Origin of the sequence: Marinobacter iranensis (genome assembly GCF_029207565.1) — a bacterium.
In the GTDB taxonomy this organism is placed as follows: domain Bacteria; phylum Pseudomonadota; class Gammaproteobacteria; order Pseudomonadales; family Oleiphilaceae; genus Marinobacter; species Marinobacter iranensis.
In genome coordinates this window covers 14,542-36,419 of sequence record NZ_JANCMW010000001.1, presented here as the reverse complement: position 1 = coordinate 36,419, position 21,878 = coordinate 14,542, and the positions used below count along the sequence as shown (strand labels likewise).

The following is a 21,878-nucleotide window of genomic DNA, read 5'->3' as shown; positions in this document are numbered from 1 at the left end:
GAACGAGGACATTCTTATGTCAGAAGAACGTTTTGAACGCGGCCTGGCCAAACGCCGCCGGGTCCTGGGTGCAGAGTACGTTGACCAATCCATGCGCAACGCCGATGCTTTCAACCAGCCGCTCCAGGAACTGGTGACCGAGTACTGCTGGGGAAACGTGTGGCAGCGGGAAGGCCTCAGCGACCGTGATCGCAGCATGATAAACTTGGCGATGATTACCGCTCTCAATCGCCCGCACGAGCTGCGCCTTCATGTAAGGGGCGCCATCAATAACGGCATGAGCGTTGACGAAATCCGTGAGGTGCTGATGCAGACGGCGGTGTATTGTGGCATCCCGGCCGCCATCGACGCCTTCCGTCAGGCCCGCGACGTGCTCAGCGAAATGGGCGAAATTTAGCCATTGCCTGTACCCAGGAGAAGAAATGCAACGGACCCCATTGGACGACAGCCTCAAAGTCACGCGCAATCAACCGACATTGCGGGAGATGGTGCTCGACAAGCTGCGCCAGGCCATCATGAGCTTCCAGCTTCTGCCCGGCGACCGCCTGGTAGAACGGGATCTCTGCGACAAACTGGGGGTCAGCCGGACCTCCGTGCGCGAAGCCCTGCGCCACCTCGAAGCCGAGGGGCTGGTCGAAAGCGAAAGCAGCCGTGGGCCCCGGGTTGCCGTCATTACCCTGGAAGACGCACGCGATATCTACGAGTTGCGTTGCGTACTGGAAAGTATGGTGGTCCAGCTATTCACCCAGAAAGCCACCCGGCAACAGATGGCAGAGTTCGATCACGCCTGGGAGATCCTCAAGGCAGCCCTGCGCAGCGGTGACACGGTCGCCATCGTCAATGCCGTGAGTGACTTCTACGGCGTTTTGTACGAAGGTGCGGGCAACCGCATCGCCGGACAGTTTCTGAGCCAACTGCAGGCCCGCGTCAACTACCTTCGCGCCACGTCGGTGTCGCAGAAGGAGCGCTACGTGGACAGCTTCAAGGAAATGACGAAAATCGTCGACGCCATTCAGGCACGAAATCCCGAAGCCGCCCACGAGGCCTGCGTTGAGCACATCAAGGCGGCCTCCAAGGTTGCCCTGGCAGCGCTCGCGGAAAAGCAGGGCAAAGCCGTCGACCCAATCACGCCACCCCTTAATCCGGCCCAAAGCCTGCGGTGAGGCAACCTATGCCCAGGTACTGCACACAATGCGGCAGCGGCCCCCTTTCCCGGGGAGTTCCTGCCGGAGACACCCACGAGCGGGACTATTGCACCGCCTGTGGCGGCATTGTCTACGACAATCCCCGGGTTATTGCCGGCGCCATCATTGAACAGGACGGTCGCCTGCTCCTTTGCCAGCGGGGCATCCCGCCTCGCGTAGATACCTGGACGCTACCTGCAGGCTTCATGGAGCGGGGGGAATGCGTTGAAGAAGCGGCTCGACGCGAAGTCTGGGAAGAAACCGGCATTGACGCTGAAGTGACTACCCCCTACTCCATTTTCAGTGTGCCGCCCACCAATGAGCTGTACATCATCTACCGGGCCAATGTGCTCGCCTGGGATGATCCCCCCGGTCACGAGACCCAGGCCGTTGACTGGTTTGCCCCCGAGCAGATTCCCTGGGAGCTGATCTTCTATCCGGCCATTCGCCAGATTCTGGAACGCTATATCGCCGAGCGTGCTGGCGGCACTTATGGCATCTATACCGGCAGCATGGAAACCGGCAACATTCATTTTATGCGCTGACCGGTGCATTACAGCTCAACGATCTCAACCACTTCCAGATCGAACCCGGACAGCCCCTTGTAGTTGAGCGGCGCACCCATCAATCGCAGCTTGCGAATACCCAGATCGGACAGAATCTGGGAGCCCGTTCCCACACTCGAATAGCGGATCGACGACGCATCCGGTGGTGGAGTGTTTTGCCGTGTCGCGCGCGACAGCAGGCTTTGGGAGGACTCATGGCTGGCCAGAATCACTACCGCGCCGTGCCCGGCCCGCGCCACGTTTTCCAATGCCGACCACAGGGACCAGGCCCTCGGCCCCTGGTAATCCGCCCCCACCAGGTCTCGCAGCGGGTCCACCGAGTGCACCCGGACCAGTGTAGGCTCCGGCCCGTTGACATCGCCCATGGTCAAGGCCAGGTGCGCATCGCCGGTGATCAGATCCTCATAAGTGTGCAGGACGAAATCCCCGTGCGCGGTGGACAACGGTTGCTGCCCGGTATGTTCGACGGTTTTCTCTCTCGCCAGCCGATACTGGATCAGGTCCGCAATGGTGCCGATCCTGATGCCGTGGCGCTGGGCAAAGGCCTCCAGATCCGGACGTCGCGCCATACTGCCGTCGTCGTTCATAACCTCGACAATCACCGCCGCCGGCTCCAGACCCGCCAGGCGCGTAAGATCGCAGCCCGCCTCGGTGTGGCCGGCGCGGCTCAGCACGCCGCCGTCGCGGGCCCGCAGCGGGAAAATGTGGCCCGGCTGGACCAGATCCCGGGGGTGAGCATCCGGGGCTACGGCGGCCTTCACCGTCGTCGCCCGGTCCGCCGCCGAGATGCCAGTTGTCACCCCTTCACGGGCTTCTATGGACACGGTAAACGCCGTCGCGAAGCTGGCCCCGTTATTGGCCACCATCGGCCACAGGTCCAGTTGTTCACAGCGTTCCCCGCTCAGAGTCAGACAGATCAGCCCCCGGGCATGGGTGGCCATAAAATTGATGGCATCCGGTGTGACGAACTCCGCGGCCATCACCAGGTCGCCTTCGTTCTCACGGTCCTCATCGTCCAGCAGGACCACCATGCGTCCGTTGCGGATGTCTTCAATCAGGCTCTCGGTCGGGTCGAAATTCATCATGTTCATCACTCTATGGAATCGATTGACACCGTCTTTGGTTCCCTGCAATCTTGGCATACCATAATACCAAATACCAAGGAAAATAAGGAAACCGAGGATGGCAAAAGCCTATTGGATCGCGAACGTCACCGTGACCGACCCCGACAACTATGCCGCCTACCAGTCACTGGCTCCGGAAGCTTTTCGGGCGTACGGGGCCCGATTCATCGCCCGGGGCGGCCGTAACGACGCCCTTGAAGGCCGACAAACGCCGCAGCGAACGGTGGTTATCGAATTTCCCAGCTACCAGCATGCCTACCACTGCTATCACTCGGAAGCCTACCGCCAAGCAAGGAATGCGCGCCTGAATGCGGCGGAAGTGGACATTGTTATTGTTGAGGGGCTGTGACTCGATCTGCCCCAACTAACCCGGGAAGGTGGCGCGCCGGCTCTTCATCCCCGCTCAAACCGCCCTTCAGACAGGATCATTCGTTTTCGTCCCGCACCTTTTGCAATTTTTGCAGCTTCTCGTGCAGTAGCGCCTCAAGCTTGATCAATTCCAGACGATTTTTTTCGTTAGGTCTGTTGGTGTAGAGCTCAACGTAAGTTTGGGTGACCTCGCTGAGGATTGGGTGCAATTTCTTGTAGGCGTCATCAACCATGAGCAACCCCCTACGTTAATGATCAACGTGATTCCTGATACTTAAAGCATAAGCAAGCCATTAAATCTGTGCAATGTTTGAACGGCCGGAGCGGACCGCTGGTCCTGGCCAATAATCGCGGTTTTCAATCGCCACAGCGCCCACCTTGATCACTATCGCTGGCCGGTCTCACCCCCGAAAACACGTTCAGAAGAAACCAGTCGGGCAGGCTTTCCTTCAGGGCCGTATCGCCGGCCAGCCGAATGGTATGTGACTTGAGTTCTTCATGCAGGGCCCGGTCGCCCATCCATACGCCAGTCATGACGTTGAGCGGGCTGTGGATGAGCAGGTCGATGTCGTAGCCCGGATCCTTTAGACAGACGTCGAACTCGAAGCGAATGACGGTACGCCCAGCGGGCAGGTGTTTTATATCCAGCCGGCGGTGGATGTCCCACATCAGCAACGTTGGGTCCAGATCTTCCCGGGCCAGGTTCGAGCGGGCCCAGCGCTGGCCCCATACTCCCATTTCGGTGATCACGGTCCGCAGTTCTTCGCCAGCATCGGTTACGCAATAGGCAACGCCCTTCTCTGAGCACTCGCGCCGTAAGACACCCCGGTGCTCCAGGGTTTTAAGGCGGTTGGAGAGCAAGGTGGGCGAGATCAACGGCAAACCGTTGCGCAGCTCATTGAAGCTCTGCGGATGACATAAAAGCTCCCGGATGATTAACGGTGTCCAACGCTCACCGAGAATTTCCGCTGCCTTGGCAACGGGGCAGAACTGACCATAGCTTTGCATCAAGCACCTCCCGCCCCGTAAATGTGTGAGGAACGAACTTATTCGTAGTACAAATATTGTACTAGTTCTCCCTCCTCCGTGGTGAAAAACTGATCACATCAAACGTCGACCGGGCTTCAGGCGCAGCCTGACAACCAGAGACCGCGGCGTTTGTAAGTAACAGAAACCACAACAGGATTAGGAGAATACAGAAATGGAACGACTCAAGGCAGATGCCATTCACCTGGCCAATTGGAAGGACACCGCGTCTGCACTCGCAGCGCGATTTGGCGAGCTAGCGAGTGATTACGATCGTAGCGGCGAGTTTGTGTTTGCCAATTACGAGGCCCTGCGCGAAGCCCGCTTCTTCTCCATTGGCGTACCAGCGGAGCTCGGTGGCGGTGGCGCCAGCCACGAAGAAGTTTGCGACAGCACACGGCTGCTTGCTCAAGGCTGTGGCTCGACGGCGCTGGCCTTTGCCATGCACTCCCACCCGGTGGGTCTGAACGTGTTCAAGTACAAGCGTGGCGATAGCAAGGCTGAACAGACCCTACGCCGTATCGCCGAAAAAGAACTGGTTATTGCCGGTACTGGTGCCAACGACTGGCTTGAATCCAGTGGCCACGCCGAAAAAGTGGAAGGCGGCTACCGCGTTACGGCCACCAAGCATTTTGTCAGTGGGGCGCCCGGTGCCAATGTGCTCGTTACAAGCTCAGTGACTGAAAGCGATCAGGGGCCCGAGATCATTCACTTCTCGGTCCCGTTCAACTCCGACGGCATTCGTATCGAAAACAACTGGGACACACTGGGCATGCGGGCGACCGGCTCCAACGATGTAATCCTGGACAACGTTTTCGTGCCGGACGCAGCCGTTGTCGCGCGCCGGCCCCGCGGCGTCTGGCACCCGGTATGGGACGCTATCCTGCCAATTGCCATGCCGATCATCGTCGCCGCTTATACGGGGCTGGCAGAGCAGGCTTACGGACTGATCGTTCATCAGGCCCAGAAAGCCAAGGACCAGGAATCGCTTGTCGGTGAGGCGACTAACGCTCTGACCAGCGCCCAGATCGCACTCAAAGATATGATCCGGCTATGCAACAACTACCAGTTCCAGCCTGACAAGGGCCTGACCAACAGCATTCTTGTTCGCAAGACGCTCGCCACCAAGGCGGTCCAGCAGGTGATCGAACTGGGGGCATCGATGATCGGCGGGCCGGGCTTCTTCAAAGGCCATGCCATGGAGCGACTGATCCGCGACAGTAGGGCAATGCATTTCCACCCACTGCCAGAGCGGCGTCAAGTAGCTTTCACCGGGCAATACGTCACTGAGCACGCCAGCCTGTACTCCTGAAACATAGCGATGGGCCGATGGATCAACGCAAAGGCGTCTGGTCTGTCGGCCTGGGCACTAAATTTGAATAAACACTCAAAGCCGTCACCGTGATCAAAATGAGCCCCATACCGACTAATTGAATGCCTTCCAGGCTCTCATTCAGGAACGCAATACCGAACAGGGATGCAGTCACAGGCTCGACCATCGCCACGATCGAAGCCACGGTGGGTACGGTATGATTGAGGCCAACGATATAGAAAATGAAGGACAGCCCGGCACCCAGTACACCCAGTGCGAGGAATATCGGCCAATCCGCTATTACCCGGAGGCAAGATCAACCAGACGAGCACGAACAGCAGGCCGATAATGCCCCGGTAAAACGAAACCAGAAAGGAGCCCCACCCCTCGGCAAGAAGAATTCCGCCTATGCCGCCTGAAAGGCCCCAACAGAATGCCGCGAGCGCTACGAGCATTGCGCCTTTCAGCGCGTGGTCATCGGTATGCCCTCGCCCCATTAAAAGGATCCTCTGAGTAAAACGCACCAAAGCAATGCAAAACAGACTCAATCATTACCCTCAGCCTGTCAGTATTGTGCAGATTGCACAAACACACCCTCAATATCAGGCCCCTATCACCCACTCCACCCATTGATGGCACAAAGGTTGCCAACTCCCAGGGTGTTTACTCACGATACGGAGAGATCGTCATGACCGACCAGGTAACCCCGAAAGAACAGGACTATCCCCTAAGCCCGGTCCCCATGGATCAACGCAAAAGCTTCTGGTCGATGGGGCTGGTGCTTCTTGGCTTCACCTTCTTCACCGCCACCATGTGGGCCGGTGGCAGTGTGGGTGTCGCGTTCGACTTCCCGACCATGCTGATGGTTCTGGCCATCGGTAATTTACTGTTGGGCACCTACGCCGCCGTGCTGGGTTACATCGCCGCGAAATCCGGCCTGAATACAGCGCTGATGAGCCGTTTCACCTTTGGTGAGGTAGGCAGCAAACTCTCGGACTTCATCCTCGGCTTCACCCAGATTGGCTGGTACGCCTGGGGCACGGCCACCATGGCGATCCTGCTGGTAAAACTGACCGGCATGCCAGAAAGTCTGACCACGCCCTTGATGGTGCTATTCGGGTTCGGCTTCTGCATCACCGCCTTTATCGGCTACCGGGGCCTGGAGTGGCTGTCACGTTTTGCGGTACCGGCAATGATTATCCTGGTGGCAGTCAGCATGACCATCGCCACCTCCGACGCCGGTGGCCTGTCCGGGTTGCTTGCCATATCCCCAACGGATGACATGACCGTCGCCGCCGCCATCACGCTGGTGTTCGGCACCTTTGTCAGCGGCGGTACCCAGGCCACCAACTGGACCCGTTTCGCCAGGTCCGGCAAGACCGCAGTTATCGCGACGCTACTGGCCTTCTTCCTGGGCAACGGTCTGATGACACTGATTGGCGCCTTCGGAGCCCTGGTTTACCAGCAGGCCGATATCGTCGACATCATGGTCGCTCAGGGACTGGCAACGCTCGGTATCCTGATGCTGTTCCTCAACCTCTGGACCACGCAGGACAACACCGTCTACAACTTTGCCGTGGCTGGTTGTAACCTGATCCGCACCCGCCGGCGCAGAACAGTAACTATTGGTGGCGCAGCAATCGGTACCGTGCTTGCTGTGATGGGCATGTACGAGTGGCTGATTCCGTTCCTGGTGTTGCTGGGCACGTTCATTCCGCCCATCGGTGGGGTGATCATGGCCAGCTATTTCATTGGCTACAAGCGCCAATACCCGGACCTGACCACCATAACACTGCCGGCCTTCAATGTGCCCGGCCTCGCCGCCTACGCGATTGGCTCCGCAGCGGCCTATACTTCACCCTGGATTGCGCCGATTGTGGGCGTGCTTGTCGCCGCCCTGAGTTACAGTGTGATTCTGGTGGTCAGCCAGGCCGTTCGCGAGCGCAGAGCACAGGCGCTGGGAGCCGTTTAGTGCCACTGCGATGCCATGATATTCCCAAACTGCCGGGGCTCGAAGCCATCCGCATTCGGGGTGGGAGTGCTGCGGCAGCCAACGTCGTACGCTGGCCCTATGTTGCGGAGAACCGCTCGTTCAAGAGTTGGGTCAAGGGCGGCGAACTGGTCTTCGTAACGGGCATCAGCCGGCATCGCAGCCCCCAAAACCTGGCAGAATGCCTCTACGAGGGCAAGGAATGCGATGTCTCCGGGCTGGTGGTGCTTACCGGGGATGCGTACATTGGGCAATTACCAAACACCCTTTGCCGGGTGGCGGACGACCTGTCGATACCGTTGTTCGAGCAGCCCTATTCCCTGCCGATGGTTGAGGTCACCGAGGCCATCAGCAGGGCCATTATCTGGTCCGAACACACTGCGGGGCAGGAACTCGGTACCGATAACCTGGCGGGCTCGGCAGACCTGCTGGACGCCTGGATCGCCTGCCTGGGCAACCACAGTGCCATGGCTGAAGCCTTGGGCTGCCATCGAAACACTATTCGCAATCGAATGAACCAACTGACCGAAAATCTGCCTAATCAAATCGACCCGGCAGACTTCAAAAGTCGGCTACTGGCTCACCTGCTGCTAAAACACTGACCGCCCGTGAGCCACCAGGAGACAGAATGACAGAACAGCTGAACGCCATAGTAAACGCCCGCTTACAGGGCCGCGAAGGGCTACACAGGCTTGGTATAAGCAATGGCCGCTTCGACGACATCACCGCCCAGAGCGAGCCGGTCGCTGTAAAAGAAAATGAACTGGACGCCGCCAGCAACCTGGTCACCCCCGCCTTTGTGGAACCCCACATCCACCTGGACGCCGCCATGACGGCCGGCGAGCCCCGCTGGAACCAGAGCGGCACGCTTTTCGAGGGCATTGAGTGCTGGTCCGAACGCAAAGCCACCCTCACCCACGAGGACGTCATCAACCGGGCCACCCAGACGCTGAAACTGTTCGCCGCCCATGGCATTCAGTATGTCCGCACCCATGTCGACGTAACGGACCCCAGCCTGACAGCCCTCAAAGCCATGTTGGAAGTGCGCGAGCAAACCGCCGGCTTTGTGGACCTTCAGATCGTTGCTTTTCCCCAGGAGGGCATCTGGTCCTTCAGGAACGGCCGCGAACTGATGGAAGAAGCCATCCGTCTGGGCGCCGATGTGGTCGGCGGCATCCCCCACTTCGAATTCACCCGCGATTACGGCGCAGAATCCGTTCGCTGGCTGATGGAACTGGCCCACAAGAACGACCGGCTGGTGGACGTGCATTGCGACGAAATCGACGACCCCGAATCGCGATTCCTGGAAGTACTTGCCGCCGAAGCCCTGAGGCTGGATTACGGCTCCCGGGTTTCAGCCAGCCACACCTGCGCCATGGGCTCCTATGACGACGCCTACTGCAGCCGCCTGTTCCGACTGCTGAAAAAATCCGGCCTGCGGTTCCTCTCCATGCCCACAGAAAGCCTGCACCTGCAGGGCCGCTTTGACAGCTACCCGAAACGCCGGGGTATTACCCGCGTGCCGGAATTGCTGGACGCCGGTCTGAAAGTCGCCTTCGGCCAGGACTCCATCCGTGACCCCTGGTACCCCATGGGCAACGGCAACATGCTGCGCACCCTGGATGTGGGCTTGCACGCCTGCCACATGCTGGGCATGAGCCAGATCGAGCGGTCTCTGGAGCTTATTACCGACAACGGAGCGGCTGCACTGGATCTGAAGGGATATGGGATTGCCGAAGGGTTGCCGGCGCGCTGCCTAGTGCTTCAGGGGCAAACCCCTTATGAAGTTTTGCTGGGCCAGAGGCCGGTGTTGGCGTCCGTTCGGGATGGAAAGATGTTGGTGCGCAGGGACAGGGTGGACGCCGAGTCAGGCCTGATGCTTTCGTAATACGCCTCAACGCACCCACATCTACCAAAACAGGGCGAAAGCCACAGCCACCCCCAAAGAAACCACCAGGGACAGGGGGATGGTAAGCGCTATCTCCTGCGACGGTCCCTGGTATCGAACGGCCAGCACATAGCTCATAACCGCTACCGGCATGGCGCACTGGATCAGAAACACCTGCGCCTCCAGGTCGGTCAACGGCCAGACCAGCAACAACAGCCATGCCAGGGCAAGGCCTGCCAGCGGCCGATAAAAGCTGAACACCAGCGGCCTGAGCATATCCCTGGCACCGGACAGCTTCAGGCTGGCAATGGAGCTGCCAAGAAGCATCAGCATGACCGGGATGGTGATGGAACCAAGCATATCCAGGGTAGTCATTACCGGGCCTGGCAGACGAATATCGGCCGCGAGCAGAAGTGCCCCGGCAATCAACGCCAGAACCGGACCGTTTCTAAGCATGGCGCGTACCGATAGGCGCCCGGACAGGCATCCGATCCCCAGCGTAAAGTGGCTGACCTGAATCACCGACGAAATCACCACCGCCAGCCCCAGCGACTGAGGCCCGAACAACGCAAAGCACACCGGTATCCCCATGTTGCCGGTGTTCGGGTGCACCAGCGCCGGCAGATAGGACCTCACCGGCAAGCCGGCCAACGCTAGTAACAACCCGGTGACCACCACCATGACCAACAGCCAGACCACGGTAATACCGACGAGGGCCCCCATCCCGAATATGTCCATATTCATGCTCAACACCGAGTGGAGCAACAGCGCGGGAATGCCCACGGCGGTCACCAGCCCGGACAGCGCCTTGCCATCGAAAAAATCCGTTTTACGGCCAAGAACCGCGCCGAGGGCGATCAGTGACAGCAGGGGGAACAGGGCTTCTGAGAGATGCTGGATCATAGGCAAAGCAAGAGAAACGTTTTCCGGCTGAGAGTGCGCGGAATTTAACACATTTATCCGTTGGCCCGGCAGCAGATCTGTTCTGTATATTACGATTGTGCGGAAAAGATCTTTCCTGAATCTGTAGAGCGAAATGGAGACAACATGCCCTACCAGTTCAAAGACCTCGAAAACAGCTGCCATAACGAATGGCGTGCCTACATCGAACATAGCTTCGTAAAGCAACTGGGCGACGCAACGCTGGCCCCGGAGGCTTTCCAGCACTACCTCAAGCAGGATTACCTGTTCCTGATCCAGTTTGCCCGGGCATACGCCCTGGCCGCCTATAAAAGCCCGACCCTGTCAGATCTCCGGCATGCCAAAGAAGGGTTACAGGCCATCGTGGATGTAGAACTGGACCTCCACATCAGCTACTGCAAGGAATGGGGCATATCAGAGCAAGAGCTTGCCAACCTCCCGGAAGCCCGGGCCACTCTCGCCTACACACGTTACGTGCTCGACACCGGCAACCGGGGCGATCTGTTGGACCTGCACGTTGCGCTCTCACCCTGCATGGTGGGTTATGGCGAAATCGCCAACTGGCTAAACGGCCGGCCGGACACCATTCGGGGCGACGGCAACCCCTACGATGCCTGGATCGCCATGTACGAAAGCGACGAGTTCCAGGACGCCATGCAGGCGGAAATCCGCTGGCTGGATGAGAGGCTGGCCGACGTATCGCCTTCCCGGTTCGAACAGCTCACCCGGATATTCAGCGATGCTACCCGGCTTGAGATCGATTTCTGGGAGATGGGGCTAAAGGGGAGCGACTGAGCAAGTGGAATTCACCTTCCTGGGCACATCCGCCGGCACACCCACACGGTCACGTAATGTGAGCGCCCTGGCCCTGTGCCATTCCGGCCCCAAGCCCTGGTACCTGGTGGACTGTGGTGAAGGCACCCAGCACCAGTTGCTGCGCACCCGTTACTCGGTCATGCAGTTACGGGCCCTATTCATCACCCATATCCACGGCGACCACACCTTCGGCCTGCCGGGGCTGCTCACCAGTGCCTCCATGAATGGCCGCACGGAACCACTGGATGTCATTGCTCCGGGCCAGGTGCAACGTTTCGTCGAAACAGTGCTCGAAAACAGCGACTCCAGCCTCAGCTATCCCCTGAACTTTATCGATTCCGAGGCACCGGACTTCCACTGGGAGGATGAGCACTTCGCAGTGACCAATGTTGCCCTGTCCCATCGCGTGGCCTGCCGTGCCTACCTGTTCACCGAGCGCAACCTGGAGCGACAACTGCTACAGGACAAGCTTCGGGAGGACGGCGTAGAACCTGGACCCCACTGGGGCGAACTGCAAAAAGGAAAGGACATAACGCTGGAGGACGGCCGACTGCTCAGGAGTGAAGAGTACACACACATACCCCGCGTAGCCCGACGCCTGATCGTCGCCGGCGACAACGACACCCCGGATCTGCTGGCCAATGCCTGCGACGGCGCCCATGTGCTTATCCACGAGGCCACCTACACCCAGGACGTGTCCGACCGTGTCGGCCCCTGGCCACAACACAGCTCCGCTGAACAGGTGGCACGGTTTGCCCAACAGGCCCAATTGCCCAACCTGGTGCTTACCCACTTCAGCTCCCGCTATCAGTCCGGACCAGGCGGAGTGCCCCATATCAACCAACTGGCGGCCGAAGCCATGCAGCACTACCAGGGCCAGCTGTTCCTGGCCCGGGATTTCGATACCTATCGGCTGGAGAAGGACTTGTCGCTGAGTTGTCTGGCCAGCATGTCGTGATCAGAGGCCCCGATTATCAGCTTTGTCCTGGATCGCAGCCGGGCATCGCCGAGAGTGCCGTGCTACCGAACTAGCCGTTGGCCAGGTGGCTAATCTCCGTGGCGCTCAGCGCCCGGTTATAGATCCTGAAATCCTGCAAGCGTCCCCTGAACAGAGGATCCCACCCGTTGGTGGCCCGTCCCAGCCAGTTCTGAGGAGTGTCGTCCAACTGGAAGGGAGCCATCGGCATGTCCTCGCCGGAATTGGTCGCCTCGCCATTGATGTATAGAAGGCCAAGCCGCCCCTTGAGCGTCATTGCAATATGCACCCATTGACCGACCTTGGAGGCCCCTGAATCGAACGTTCCGTCGGGGTTTCCCAGCCACTGCTGCGGATGAAAACGATGTGAATGGATTATCCCGGACGTATAGTCGCTCGTATTCTTGGTGATTTCACAGCGCATACTATCCGCCCAGGTATCATGCCTCTGATTCGCACGACAGCCGAAATAACTGACGTCGTTGTGACCGAAGGAAAAAAGCCAGCTGTTACGGGGTGGCGTTGACGGAACACGAACCCACACGGCAATCGTAACGTCCGATACGTCCTTCAGAAGGTTGGGCGGTAACTTCACACAGGCATCGTCGGCACCAGGCAGGTCCAGGCAGGGAAGGCCATCGTGCCCGGCGCCCCAACTGGCACTGCCCTTGAGTGTAGCGCCACCGGTGCGCCCGGTGGCATCCGCCGCATGCGTGCCGCTACCCTCATCCAGCGGCAAGTGGAAAATGAGTTCGCCGGGCATGGTTACCATGGCGACCTCATGGCTTACGAGTGTTTCCTGCGCTGTACTGGCGGTAATCCGGTAGTACCAGGTGCCGTCACCGGGATTATCGGTGTACGTGCGTGTTTCATCTGCCCCCAGGGTGGCGACGGTACGATAGCCTTCACAGGTCGAAACAGAACGCTGGACGTCATAGTGCTCGGCGAAGGCACTACCCCACCAGTCCAGCCGCACGGCTCCATCGATAATCCGGGCGGTCAAACCGCTAGGCGGCGTATCGCCAGACGGTGAGCCAGACGAAAACGTCAGTGTCCCGAAAGCAGGTTGATCGCCGCCCCCACGGCTTATTCCCTCGGGGCGATGCCGTTCCACCATCCGCGACACCCAGGGAGCGGAAAGCCCAAGGCGGTTAACATAGTGGTTATAGATAACCTCCCAGAAAGCACGGCCGTGGGGGCGCCCGATACCGGAAATCTCCCCGGAGGTGCCGTGCACATTGCGGAAAGGGGCAAAGGGCAATTCGGGGAACTCCCCGGAAGGGAGCCGGTGGTTCATCGCGGCGACATATTCCGCAGCTGCCAGCACCCGGTTGTTGCGGTGGCTGTAGAGGTCGTCGCCCTGATTCCAGGCCATCTCACAGAAACATCCGATGAGCGCGATCCCGAGCGTGGTATGCCCCTGATCCCGCGCACTTTCCTGCCACTGGCCAAGGTGCCCCGGATGGACAAACTGTACCGCGTGGTCGATGGCACCGTTGCCACGTCCGCTTGTGAAGTACTCGATCGCTTCATTGTAGGCCTCCGCATCATCGCAGAAAACGCCAATAGCGAGCATCCCGCACATGTTGGCGAGATCCCAGTTTGCCCAGTAATTCGTGATTTTCGTCCATTCAGTACCGTTATGCTCTCGAAGAAACTGGCGGCACATCGGCAGGAAGATGTCGCTCAACATACCCTGGAAGCGGGCCAGGCCTTCCGGGCTCCAGCCATCGTAGGTACGCATTATTTCGCCGGCACAGGCCCACTGGCAACCATAAAGCCCGGACGCAAGGAAGCGGTCCGCATTGCCTGTCAGCGAGGTCATGGTCGATGACCAGGCGTCGAGATATTCAACCGCCTTGTCCCCGTAACGGGTATCCCCGGTTATCTTCCAGACCAATGCATACGCGTAGGTCTGCTGCATATCGATAATCATGCTCGCGACGTTGCCCGGACGAGTAACCTCCTCGGTTGGCCGAAGCGGCTGTGACAGGGAGTATGCGTAACTCGATGTTAACGCAGCCCAACCGCTGGCCCAGGGTTCGGCGCCTTCATCAATCTTCTGTCGCATCCGCTCGAAGTCAGCCGCCGTGTTGAGGAGCCCGGGATGGAGGAAGCTGGTGCGCGCCTCAATGTCTGGCGATATGCTATCCGCTATTCTGCAACCTGATGATCCTGAATTCAGCGAGTTAGAGCCATCTGCACTGGCCCCATCTGGTGAGGTTATCTCAATAAGATCCCGGCAACCGACCATCGTCAGCGACATAAACGCCACAGCGTGAGCCATGAATTGGCGTCGATTCAAGCGAAGTCTTTCGGTCTCGAGGTCTTCAGACGGCAACTTGCTGGTGTCAGAATGGTTCATCCCTGCTTCCTTTTGAGTTATGTTCCCGCGGCTCGGCTGCGATTTTGCTAATAGTTGCATTTGCGACCATATTTCGATTTGCAGGATATCTTCGCAGAATGGAAAATTTTGTTAAATTTCGACCAAAATTTGTATCAAAAGGTAACCAGAATCCCCAAAGGACTGAGACAAGGAAGAACATCATATGGAAGCCCATGGCAACACCCGATTGGACACCGTCAGCCGCTATGGCCTGATCATACTGGCAGTGGTGCAGGGCTTTACCCTGTATCTGTTACACCTCTCCATCGACCACGAGGTATGGCCTGCCAGCGATCCACGCTGGCTGATGGCCTTCTACGCACTGGCGGGCGGATTGCCGGTGTTCTTCTATCTTGGTCTGGAACGGGTGACGGAAAGGCGCAACGCCTGGGCGGCTGCGACGGTTGGGCCGCTCCTGTTCGGACTGGGCTGGCACTTGGGATGGCTCAGGTGGGGTGCCGGCCTGGAGCTTCCGGACCGATCCTATTTCACATTCATCTTCTTCGTCAGCGTCGGGGTATCGCTGTTTATCCTGGCGTTATACTTCCGCATCTGGTGCATCAACCGCACGCCACGGTTTGACTACCGCCAGTTGCTGGAACATTCCTGGCAACATGCCCTGACCCTCGCCCTGCTCGGACTTTTCCTTGGAACGTTCTGGTTATTGCTGGTCCTGTGGGGCGAACTTTTTGACATCATCGGCGTCTCTTTCTTCGAGGAATTGTTCGAGGAACCCGTCTTCCTCTACCCCGCCAGCGCGTTTGTCGGCGGTTGGGGGCTGGTGCTGATTCGCGAACGCATCCGACTGGTTGCCACCGTACAATCCATGTGCGAAGTGCTGATCAAGGCCCTGCTACCCCTGGCCGCACTGATTGGCATACTGTTCCTGGGCGCCCTGCCATTCACCGGCGTGACCAATATCTGGGAGACAGGTCATGCAGCGGTACTGATGATGTCCCTCGCGATCGTACTGTTGTTCTTCTTCAACTCAGTGCTGAGCGAAAACCCCGAACATCCCCCTTACCCGACATGGATACAGGCGCTGGTAATATTCGGCGTGTTCCTGCTCCCTCTCAATTCGCTGTTGGCTGCGTGGGCGCTTGGGCTGCGTATCGAGCAATACGGCCTGACCGTCGATCGCCTATGGGCAGCCACCATCCAACTGCTGATCGCCGGTTTCACACTCAGCTATTCAGTGTTGATTCTGCTGAGGCGCACCCGCGCCCTGGGGGCAATCCAGAGTGCTAACAAGGTCCTGGCCTTTGTGGTCGCCGGGGTACTGATGCTGGTGAATACCCCTGCCGCAGACATGCGGGCCTGGGCTGCCGAAAGCCAGGTCAATCGATTGTTGAACGGTGACGTCGAGGCGGACACGTTTGACTACAACTACCTGCGTTTCAACTTGGGAGCCTATGGGGTCATGGAGTTGAGAAAGCTGCAGGGCTCGGAGTTTGCAAAGCAGAATCCGCTGGTCGCCGATCGCGTAGACGCCGTGCTCAAGCAGGACACGCGCTGGAAACACAAACCGGTGGTGGACAAGAATGATCGCCAGGCGGTGGCGGACATGTTTATGGTCATACCCCAGGGTACGATCATACCGGAACCACTGCTCGACATACTGGCAAAGAACAACGAATACTGCCTGAGCACACCCAAACAATGCCAACTGGTCAAGACACAACCCCACAGCGGCATTGCCTACTGGTTACTGGTCACGAACCGGCACGGCTCTTACATATCGGGGAATGCTTACAGCAGTGAATCGGGAAGCATGAAAGCCATCGGAGGACTATCCAGCCCTGGCTGTCATGAGTCCGGCGAAGCCGGCTTTACTGAAGATACGAAACTGGTTCCGGTGGAAAGCCCGTTTGTTGCATTTACCGACGGCCAGTGTTTCTACCTCATTCAGCCGAATATCCACTATTTCAGAGAGTCTAGACAATCCGCCGCCCCTTCTTGATGACCTTCTTCGCCAGCGACTTACCGTCGCCGGACTTACAGACTACGAAGAAGTTGCCCTCCACATCCAACTGCTCGGCCACCTGGGCCTGCAGTTTGTCGATGGAGAAGACCCAGCCCCTGGCCTTGAAAGCCAGGATATACACCGGGTGCTCCGGCAGGTGTCGGACCGGCTTCTGTGCCAGCCAAACCCTCCCAACCTTGGGCTGGTGCCTGAGGTTGGCCACCAACTGCTCCAGTAATTCGGCCGGAATCTCCGGTTGCACCAGCGTATCCTTGGGGCCAACACTCTGGCGTTCCTGCTGGGCGGCAATAAAGATATCCTGCTGGTCCAATGACGCCTGCCACCAGGCGTCGGCTTCAGCCTCCTTACCCTTATCCTGGAGGAACTGGTAGCCGAGGTGGGCGCAGTCGCCAATGAGATTGGGACTGGTGCGGGCCAGCGCCAGGTGCTCCAGCCCCGCTTCATCGCCGCGCTGCAACAGGATGCAGCCGATGTAAAAAGCACACCCCAACGCTTCGGGATCGCGTCCCTGAAAGGTCTGAAACAGTGGCAAGGCCTGGTCATCAGATACAAACTCCCGCGACCAGCAGGCATAGTTCCACAACTCATCATCGGAAAGCTCGGCAGGTGCCCTGCCCTCAAGTTTTTGCAACTGTTCCCTGGCATTGGCTACGTACTCGAACCGTTCCCGCCAGGCGTCGCTGTTCATGGCCAGCCACTGCTGGTCGAAATCCAGCATCACCTGACGACCAGAGTCTCCCAGCCAGGCATCTGCAGCACTCACTTCAGGAGTCGCCACCTCCGGCGGTTGCTGCCCCAGGTTCTGGAGACGATCCCGCAGGCTTGGGTGGGTATTGGCGTAATGGGTCTCCACCTGCATTTCCGCATCAATGCGCCCCTTCATTTCCTCCCTCGTCAACGGGTTGCGATCCAGAAAACTCGCCAACCCCGCGAAAGGGGCAAATGGCGGCTCCGCCACTTTGTCCGCATGCTGGAAGTAGCTCTTCCAGTAGTGATCATCGATATAGGGGGCCGTTGCATAAACATTCACCAGGGCGCTCGCCGCGGTCCGCGACGAGGTCAGTTCCGCGGCTATGGCATCCGCCTCGTATTCGTTGCTACGGGCAAGGGCGAAGGAGTAAGCCTCGAACTTCGGCGAGTACCAGTTAAAGAACTTACGCATCAGCGAAGCGCCCCAGGATTGGCCATCCTCAAACGCCGACATCACCTGAAGCCAGCTCAGCCGCACCCGATAGATCCAGCCATGGAACCGGCCATGGTTACCGGACAGGTGGCCAAACTCGTGGGCCAGGACCGAACGCATCTCTTCGGGGGATAAAGTCAGCATCAGGGGGTAACCGACAACCAGGTAATTCTGGTGCCAACCAAATACCCCAAGCCGCGGGTGCTGGATCACAGCTGCATTAAGCTGGTTATCCAGAATAACCCGATGAATTTTCAGCGCCTTCAGCTGTTTACCAAGCTGGTCGATTTCCTCGAACAGCCGCGGGAACTCCTTGCGGGTAAGCGTATAGCCTTCCGGCTCTTCAAACCGGACCCACAACGCCCGCAACAGCACCCAAATCGCCAACAGGATGACAAAAATCAGCTTTTTCTTTAGTAGAAAGAAAATCAGGGCGGTACTGAAAAACGCAGCGGCCACCAGGCCACCGGCAAAGCCAAGCAGGGCAAGCAGCACACCGAAGATTACGATGTAACCCAACATGGCAAACAACGCCAGTTTGATCAGATAGCGGCGGGGGTTGGTGATCGTTTCCTGCTCGGCCTTACGCACCAACTGAATGAACTCTTCCTCTGAGATACTGCTCATACACCTTCCTTGTGGGCCGGACGCTCATCATCTTCCAACACCTGTCGGTGAAAACCTTATGAAAGCATAGATGTTGGCAGTAATACCCCCAATCTTAGGACATCTGTCTGGTTTCGACACTGATCCAGGTCGCATATTGAGATAGCTGTAAAAGAGTCGCTACCGCGAAACAAAAGCCGACAGGCTATTTCGCCATCTGCCCCACATACGCGGCGGTAAAGGCGGTTTCCTGAAAGACCTTCAATCCGGTCTCCGCAAAAGGAATCGGCAACGGCTTGGCTGCCAGCGTGGACTTGATCAATGCTGGCGGGAGCAGCCTCACCTCCAGACCATCGTCGGCAATCAGTTGAATGGCGGCCTCCAGTTTGAAGCTGATGGCGCCGCCGGCGAATTTGCCTTTGGGCATCCGCTCTTTGATCACCACGTTCGTCACCCCGTACTCCGCCATCAATTCAGCAAAAGCCGCCTGGAACTGCTTCAGGTCTTCCCGGGTGTGGTTCTTGTTCAGCGACAGCTTGCGCACCTTGCACTCCGGCAGGCTGAACTGCCCCCGGTCCAGATCCAGCAAACACACCACCGCATCGCTGCCGGTCAGTTCCACTCCGCATATAATCATGACATTCCTCTCAATAGCCTATTCGCGCTCAGCCACAGCACTTCTTGAATTTAAGGCCACTGCCACAGCTGCACGGGTCATTGCGGGAAGGGACTTTCGCCGTGGTAACCGTCGCCCCTTTGTTCAGAAGCACGGTCAGTTCGGTGATGGATTCAACAGCGCCTTCGCTGGTATCAACCGTAATATTTGCATGTAGTCTGGCTTCGGCCACCTTGGCCTCGATTTCCTGCTTGCGCGCCTCACTGGTCACCACCAACGTTAACGGGTACTTCTTGCTGCCACTCTTCTGACTGGCATTGGTCTGGAAACCACCGTAAGCGGTGTGATGCTGGCGTGCGTCCTGTCGGCCTTTGAAGAAAAATTTGTCTGACATGCTGAAATCTCGATGAATGGAAGAGTACCCGGGCGCTCAAAGAAAGGCTGGCGGCCACTGTGCGAGACGTTTTAGCATGCCTGCGGAATTGGTTATATAGGCAGAAGTGGATATATTTTGCTCCAGGCTTCTATAACTCCAACCGATAACGTACATCGAAATTAACGATTGGATAAATGTCAGGGAGTCACATAGCGTTACGCCCCTTTTTGGTGCAAGGGCAAACCATGAGTCTCCGAAACGAAAAGCTGCGATGGCAACTGGTCAGCGGGGTGCTGCAGGCGCTTCACCTTGAGCGATTGCAGTCACGATACAGTCCAAAGGTCGTGATGGCCGTGTTCAACCTGATCAACAGCGGTGTAAGTATCGCGTTGGTAGCCATGCTGGCTCTGGTGACCCAGGCGCCATTTATCTTCCCTTCGTTGGGAGCTACCGCCTTTATCCTGTTCCATGTACCTCTGGCGCAACCGGCCTCTCCCCGCAATGTCCTTTTCGGACATTTTATCGGTGCCCTCGCGGGACTGGTTGGTCTTTACCTGTTCGGACTACAAGACGCTCCCTCCGCCTTCCTGACCGGCGTGGATCTCAGCCGGGTAGGAGCCGCTGCAATAGCCATGGGGATCACAGGCTGCCTGATGGTCGCGTTTGACATGGTGCACCCTCCCGCAGGAGCCACGGCATTGATCGTCTCCCTGGGCCTTATGACCAACCCGGAACAACTGGCCGTGCTGATGGGAGGTGTGCTGATATTGCTGATGCAGGCATTCTTCATGAACCGGCTGGCAGGTATCCCTTACCCTCTGTGGTCGTCCCAGGCCACTTCACGCCGCCAGCCCAAACACCTTGTTCACAAACCAGATGCGCGAGGAACGTGATCCAGGGGCTCCGAAGATTGTCGTTGGACGATGCCATTGCGGCGCTCCAGGTGTTCTATACGAGGAATCAACTCAGCAGGTACTCTTTGGCTTCGTTGATACGAGCAGCCAGATAGTTGCTTCCGCCACGGTCCGGATGCACTTTCTGCATCATCCGGCGGTGAGCCTGGATGATCTCTTCCTGGCTGGCGCCGGGCTCCAGCCCGAGGATGTCCAGGGCTTCGCTCTCGGTGAGGGGGCCGCCAGCACTGGCGCCATCCCCGGACTCCTCGCCGTCAGCGCCAGTTGGATCGTCAGCCCGCCAGGAATCTCCGAACCGACGGTCCAGATAGGTTTCCAGCAACCGGGCTGAGTCCTCGTCTTGTTCCCGGCAGTATCGTAACAACTCGATAAATTCGCTTTCGCCCAGATCCGCCAGTTTCCGCCCGGCCATGGGGCCTTTCAGGATCTTGCCACTCATGGTTTCGGTGTCGTGGTCCAGGGTCATATCAAGGATATCGCTGGAAACATGGGACTGGTTGCCCGAGCTGGCTTTTGCATTCCCCATTCCTGCCCCTGCCATGCGTCCCATCAATAGTGATGGCAGCACCCGGCGCAGCAACGGGTAAAGAAACGCCAACAATGCAAACAGGAAGTGCAAACGGCCGGTAGCGGCCAGCAGAACCACCATTGCGATACCGGCAGCCAACACCAGCTTGACAATGGCCGGCTTGCGCTGGCTGGGTGGCTGGCTGCGCAGCCAGACCCACGCAACAACCGCGAGCAGGATAACCAGTAACGTCAGCGGCACTCAGATCCCCCGGGGCGCATCGGCCCATTGATGGATTGCTACAAGCGCTATTTGATCTGCTGGGTCAGGCGCTTGACCTCCGGGGAGCTGCGGCTTGAAAAGTCCTGCAGGGCCTTGGCTCCCCCGGAAGCATAGACCGCAACCGCCGCCATAAGATCCTTGAGAACCTGCGGGCTGTTGCGATCAAAGGGGGCGTAGGCGCCACCGGACAACTTGCTCACCTGCTGGAACACCGCCCTGGCATGGGTATCCGCACCCTCATGGAACATGAACACCGGAGTTCGCAGCATACCCAGCTCCCCGGCGGTATGGCACAGCTCGTCCACCGGCTCCTCACAACAATCCCCAATAAACACCACGGCTTTGACGGACTCTTCGCGGGTTTCCTTCACAGCATGTGCCAACACCCGGCTGATCTGGGTGCGGCCACCCAGGCAGGAAACGCCGTTCATCAGGTTCAGCAACTGGCCGGTCTCGCTGACAAACCCCGTGGCCTTGAACTCGCCAAAACCACGGTAGTAACAAAGCTGAATAGCCAGGCCGCCCAAATCCCGGGTCGCCATGAACAGCTCACTCTGCAAGTGGCAAGCCTGATCCCAGGTCGCTTCCCGGCTCGCGGTAGCGTCCAGGGCGAAAATCAGCCGGCCCTGCCCTCCACCATGCTTGGGCAGTTTGCGGACCTCGTTGATAAACTGGTCAATGGACTGCTTATCGGATTTGGTGCGTAGCTCTTTATCGGACATAAGCTTCTCAAAGCCGCCTGGGCTGGCCAAACTATCATTACAATCGTAGGACAAAGACATCGCAATTCACAGGCCCGAAAAATGGAGGGCAGCACTGTGTCCAAGGGGCGTTGTTCTATAACCATAAGG

The 21,878-nt window shown here is 58.3% G+C and carries 23 protein-coding genes; 12 read left to right on the top strand and 11 right to left on the bottom strand.

What is annotated here, in order from left to right; genetic code table 11:
* The first annotated feature begins 16 nt into the window (after positions 1-16).
* The 3 genes from pcaC to NLU14_RS00215 are packed head-to-tail and all read left to right on the top strand — an operon-like array spanning position 17 to position 1,729.
* Positions 17-397 carry a 4-carboxymuconolactone decarboxylase gene (gene pcaC / locus NLU14_RS00225; RefSeq protein WP_275704139.1) on the top strand — a complete coding sequence of 127 codons (381 nt, stop codon included), beginning with the start codon at positions 17-19 and terminating at the stop codon, positions 395-397.
* 25 nt (positions 398-422) lie between these two features.
* Positions 423-1,163, top strand: coding sequence for a GntR family transcriptional regulator (locus NLU14_RS00220; RefSeq protein ID WP_275704138.1), 741 nt, complete (start codon positions 423-425; stop codon positions 1,161-1,163).
* An 8-nt stretch (positions 1,164-1,171) separates the two neighbouring features.
* The gene (locus NLU14_RS00215; RefSeq protein ID WP_275704137.1) at positions 1,172-1,729 is read left to right on the top strand and encodes an NUDIX hydrolase; all 558 of its coding nucleotides are present in this window, start codon (positions 1,172-1,174) and stop codon (positions 1,727-1,729) included.
* Between the two features lie 8 nt (positions 1,730-1,737).
* Here NLU14_RS00215 and ribBA read toward each other — a convergent pair whose 3' ends face one another.
* Positions 1,738-2,832, bottom strand: coding sequence for a bifunctional 3,4-dihydroxy-2-butanone-4-phosphate synthase/GTP cyclohydrolase II (gene ribBA, locus NLU14_RS00210; RefSeq protein ID WP_275704718.1), 1,095 nt, complete (start codon positions 2,830-2,832; stop codon positions 1,738-1,740).
* Between the two features lie 100 nt (positions 2,833-2,932).
* Between ribBA and NLU14_RS00205 the strand changes: the two genes are divergently transcribed.
* Positions 2,933-3,223, top strand: coding sequence for a DUF1330 domain-containing protein (locus NLU14_RS00205; protein ID WP_275704136.1), 291 nt, complete (start codon positions 2,933-2,935; stop codon positions 3,221-3,223).
* 76 nt (positions 3,224-3,299) lie between these two features.
* On the opposite strand, the gene NLU14_RS00200 is transcribed toward NLU14_RS00205, so the two are convergent.
* Together NLU14_RS00200 and NLU14_RS00195 are read right to left on the bottom strand one after the other, a co-directional pair.
* The gene (locus tag NLU14_RS00200; protein ID WP_275704135.1) at positions 3,300-3,476 is read right to left on the bottom strand and encodes a hypothetical protein; all 177 of its coding nucleotides are present in this window, start codon (positions 3,474-3,476) and stop codon (positions 3,300-3,302) included.
* 124 nt (positions 3,477-3,600) lie between these two features.
* Positions 3,601-4,251, bottom strand: coding sequence for a winged helix-turn-helix transcriptional regulator (locus NLU14_RS00195; protein ID WP_275704134.1), 651 nt, complete (start codon positions 4,249-4,251; stop codon positions 3,601-3,603).
* A 193-nt stretch (positions 4,252-4,444) separates the two neighbouring features.
* On the opposite strand from NLU14_RS00195, the gene NLU14_RS00190 reads away from it, so the two are divergent.
* Positions 4,445-5,581 (top strand): acyl-CoA dehydrogenase family protein, encoded by a 1,137-nt coding sequence (locus tag NLU14_RS00190; RefSeq protein WP_275704133.1) that lies wholly within the window; start codon positions 4,445-4,447, stop codon positions 5,579-5,581.
* A gap of 22 nt (positions 5,582-5,603) precedes the next feature.
* Here the strand turns inward: NLU14_RS00190 and NLU14_RS00185 are convergent, their stop codons facing one another.
* Positions 5,604-5,825, bottom strand: coding sequence for an EamA family transporter (locus NLU14_RS00185; RefSeq protein ID WP_275704717.1), 222 nt, complete (start codon positions 5,823-5,825; stop codon positions 5,604-5,606).
* Between the two features lie 444 nt (positions 5,826-6,269).
* Here NLU14_RS00185 and codB point away from each other — a divergent pair, with 444 nt between their 5' ends.
* Genes codB through codA form a run of 3 tightly spaced genes read left to right on the top strand, consistent with a single transcriptional unit; the run spans position 6,270 to position 9,459 of the window.
* Complete coding sequence (gene codB, locus NLU14_RS00180) at positions 6,270-7,553, top strand: cytosine permease (protein WP_275704132.1); 1,284 nt, start codon at positions 6,270-6,272, stop codon at positions 7,551-7,553.
* Complete coding sequence (locus tag NLU14_RS00175; RefSeq protein ID WP_275704131.1) at positions 7,553-8,173, top strand: PucR family transcriptional regulator; 621 nt, start codon at positions 7,553-7,555, stop codon at positions 8,171-8,173. Before codB ends, NLU14_RS00175 begins: the two co-directional genes overlap by 1 nt.
* A 26-nt stretch (positions 8,174-8,199) precedes the next feature.
* The gene (codA, locus tag NLU14_RS00170) at positions 8,200-9,459 is read left to right on the top strand and encodes a cytosine deaminase (RefSeq protein WP_275704130.1); all 1,260 of its coding nucleotides are present in this window, start codon (positions 8,200-8,202) and stop codon (positions 9,457-9,459) included.
* A gap of 21 nt (positions 9,460-9,480) precedes the next feature.
* Here the strand turns inward: codA and NLU14_RS00165 are convergent, their stop codons facing one another.
* Complete coding sequence (locus NLU14_RS00165) at positions 9,481-10,362, bottom strand: AEC family transporter (RefSeq protein ID WP_275704129.1); 882 nt, start codon at positions 10,360-10,362, stop codon at positions 9,481-9,483.
* Positions 10,363-10,506: 144 nt separating this feature from the next.
* Between NLU14_RS00165 and tenA the strand changes: the two genes are divergently transcribed.
* Complete coding sequence (gene tenA, locus NLU14_RS00160; protein ID WP_275704128.1) at positions 10,507-11,175, top strand: thiaminase II; 669 nt, start codon at positions 10,507-10,509, stop codon at positions 11,173-11,175.
* 4 nt (positions 11,176-11,179) lie between these two features.
* Positions 11,180-12,154, top strand: coding sequence for a ribonuclease Z (locus tag NLU14_RS00155; RefSeq protein WP_275704127.1), 975 nt, complete (start codon positions 11,180-11,182; stop codon positions 12,152-12,154).
* A 70-nt stretch (positions 12,155-12,224) separates the two neighbouring features.
* Here the strand turns inward: NLU14_RS00155 and NLU14_RS00150 are convergent, their stop codons facing one another.
* Positions 12,225-14,537: a LamG-like jellyroll fold domain-containing protein gene (locus NLU14_RS00150; RefSeq protein ID WP_275704126.1), complete on the bottom strand. Its 2,313-nt coding sequence runs from the start codon at positions 14,535-14,537 to the stop codon at positions 12,225-12,227.
* 184 nt (positions 14,538-14,721) lie between these two features.
* Between NLU14_RS00150 and NLU14_RS00145 the strand changes: the two genes are divergently transcribed.
* Entirely contained in the window at positions 14,722-16,518 is a 1,797-nt protein-coding gene (locus tag NLU14_RS00145) for a DUF4153 domain-containing protein (RefSeq protein WP_275704125.1), read from the top strand.
* Here NLU14_RS00145 and NLU14_RS00140 read toward each other — a convergent pair.
* The 3 genes from NLU14_RS00140 to NLU14_RS00130 all read right to left on the bottom strand — a co-directional run bounded on the left by NLU14_RS00140 (position 16,493) and on the right by NLU14_RS00130 (position 19,341).
* Entirely contained in the window at positions 16,493-18,352 is a 1,860-nt protein-coding gene (locus NLU14_RS00140; RefSeq protein WP_275704124.1) for a M48 family metallopeptidase, read from the bottom strand. The genes NLU14_RS00145 and NLU14_RS00140 overlap by 26 nt on opposite strands.
* A gap of 184 nt (positions 18,353-18,536) precedes the next feature.
* Positions 18,537-18,968: a DUF3010 family protein gene (locus tag NLU14_RS00135; RefSeq protein WP_275704123.1), complete on the bottom strand. Its 432-nt coding sequence runs from the start codon at positions 18,966-18,968 to the stop codon at positions 18,537-18,539.
* Between the two features lie 28 nt (positions 18,969-18,996).
* Positions 18,997-19,341 carry a PBPRA1643 family SWIM/SEC-C metal-binding motif protein gene (locus tag NLU14_RS00130; RefSeq protein ID WP_275704122.1) on the bottom strand — a complete coding sequence of 115 codons (345 nt, stop codon included), beginning with the start codon at positions 19,339-19,341 and terminating at the stop codon, positions 18,997-18,999.
* A 227-nt stretch (positions 19,342-19,568) separates the two neighbouring features.
* On the opposite strand from NLU14_RS00130, the gene NLU14_RS00125 reads away from it, so the two are divergent.
* Positions 19,569-20,216 (top strand): HPP family protein, encoded by a 648-nt coding sequence (locus NLU14_RS00125; protein WP_275704121.1) that lies wholly within the window; start codon positions 19,569-19,571, stop codon positions 20,214-20,216.
* A gap of 67 nt (positions 20,217-20,283) precedes the next feature.
* Here the strand turns inward: NLU14_RS00125 and NLU14_RS00120 are convergent, their stop codons facing one another.
* Both NLU14_RS00120 and NLU14_RS00115 read right to left on the bottom strand, forming a co-directional pair.
* A complete protein-coding gene (locus NLU14_RS00120; protein WP_275704120.1) occupies positions 20,284-21,006 on the bottom strand; it encodes a DnaJ domain-containing protein in 723 nt (240 codons plus the stop codon).
* 47 nt (positions 21,007-21,053) lie between these two features.
* Positions 21,054-21,749, bottom strand: a complete 696-nt coding sequence (locus tag NLU14_RS00115; RefSeq protein ID WP_275704119.1) for a VWA domain-containing protein — start codon at positions 21,747-21,749, stop codon at positions 21,054-21,056.
* Positions 21,750-21,878 lie beyond the last annotated feature (129 nt).

Coding starts and splice junctions, on each gene's coding strand:
- NLU14_RS00140 (WP_275704124.1), bottom strand. CDS start 18,352: ATGAGCAGTATCTCAGAGGAAGAGTTCATTCAGTTGGTGCGTAAGGCC.
- NLU14_RS00115 (WP_275704119.1), bottom strand. CDS start 21,749: ATGTCCGATAAAGAGCTACGCACCAAATCCGATAAGCAGTCCATTGAC.
- codB (WP_275704132.1), top strand. CDS start 6,270: ATGACCGACCAGGTAACCCCGAAAGAACAGGACTATCCCCTAAGCCCG.
- NLU14_RS00150 (WP_275704126.1), bottom strand. CDS start 14,537: ATGAACCATTCTGACACCAGCAAGTTGCCGTCTGAAGACCTCGAGACC.
- NLU14_RS00195 (WP_275704134.1), bottom strand. CDS start 4,251: ATGCAAAGCTATGGTCAGTTCTGCCCCGTTGCCAAGGCAGCGGAAATT.
- NLU14_RS00205 (WP_275704136.1), top strand. CDS start 2,933: ATGGCAAAAGCCTATTGGATCGCGAACGTCACCGTGACCGACCCCGAC.
- NLU14_RS00220 (WP_275704138.1), top strand. CDS start 423: ATGCAACGGACCCCATTGGACGACAGCCTCAAAGTCACGCGCAATCAA.
- pcaC (WP_275704139.1), top strand. CDS start 17: ATGTCAGAAGAACGTTTTGAACGCGGCCTGGCCAAACGCCGCCGGGTC.
- codA (WP_275704130.1), top strand. CDS start 8,200: ATGACAGAACAGCTGAACGCCATAGTAAACGCCCGCTTACAGGGCCGC.
- NLU14_RS00190 (WP_275704133.1), top strand. CDS start 4,445: ATGGAACGACTCAAGGCAGATGCCATTCACCTGGCCAATTGGAAGGAC.
- NLU14_RS00135 (WP_275704123.1), bottom strand. CDS start 18,968: ATGATTATATGCGGAGTGGAACTGACCGGCAGCGATGCGGTGGTGTGT.
- NLU14_RS00200 (WP_275704135.1), bottom strand. CDS start 3,476: ATGGTTGATGACGCCTACAAGAAATTGCACCCAATCCTCAGCGAGGTC.
- NLU14_RS00215 (WP_275704137.1), top strand. CDS start 1,172: ATGCCCAGGTACTGCACACAATGCGGCAGCGGCCCCCTTTCCCGGGGA.
- ribBA (WP_275704718.1), bottom strand. CDS start 2,832: ATGAATTTCGACCCGACCGAGAGCCTGATTGAAGACATCCGCAACGGA.
- NLU14_RS00165 (WP_275704129.1), bottom strand. CDS start 10,362: ATGATCCAGCATCTCTCAGAAGCCCTGTTCCCCCTGCTGTCACTGATC.
- NLU14_RS00145 (WP_275704125.1), top strand. CDS start 14,722: ATGGAAGCCCATGGCAACACCCGATTGGACACCGTCAGCCGCTATGGC.
- NLU14_RS00130 (WP_275704122.1), bottom strand. CDS start 19,341: ATGTCAGACAAATTTTTCTTCAAAGGCCGACAGGACGCACGCCAGCAT.
- NLU14_RS00125 (WP_275704121.1), top strand. CDS start 19,569: ATGAGTCTCCGAAACGAAAAGCTGCGATGGCAACTGGTCAGCGGGGTG.
- tenA (WP_275704128.1), top strand. CDS start 10,507: ATGCCCTACCAGTTCAAAGACCTCGAAAACAGCTGCCATAACGAATGG.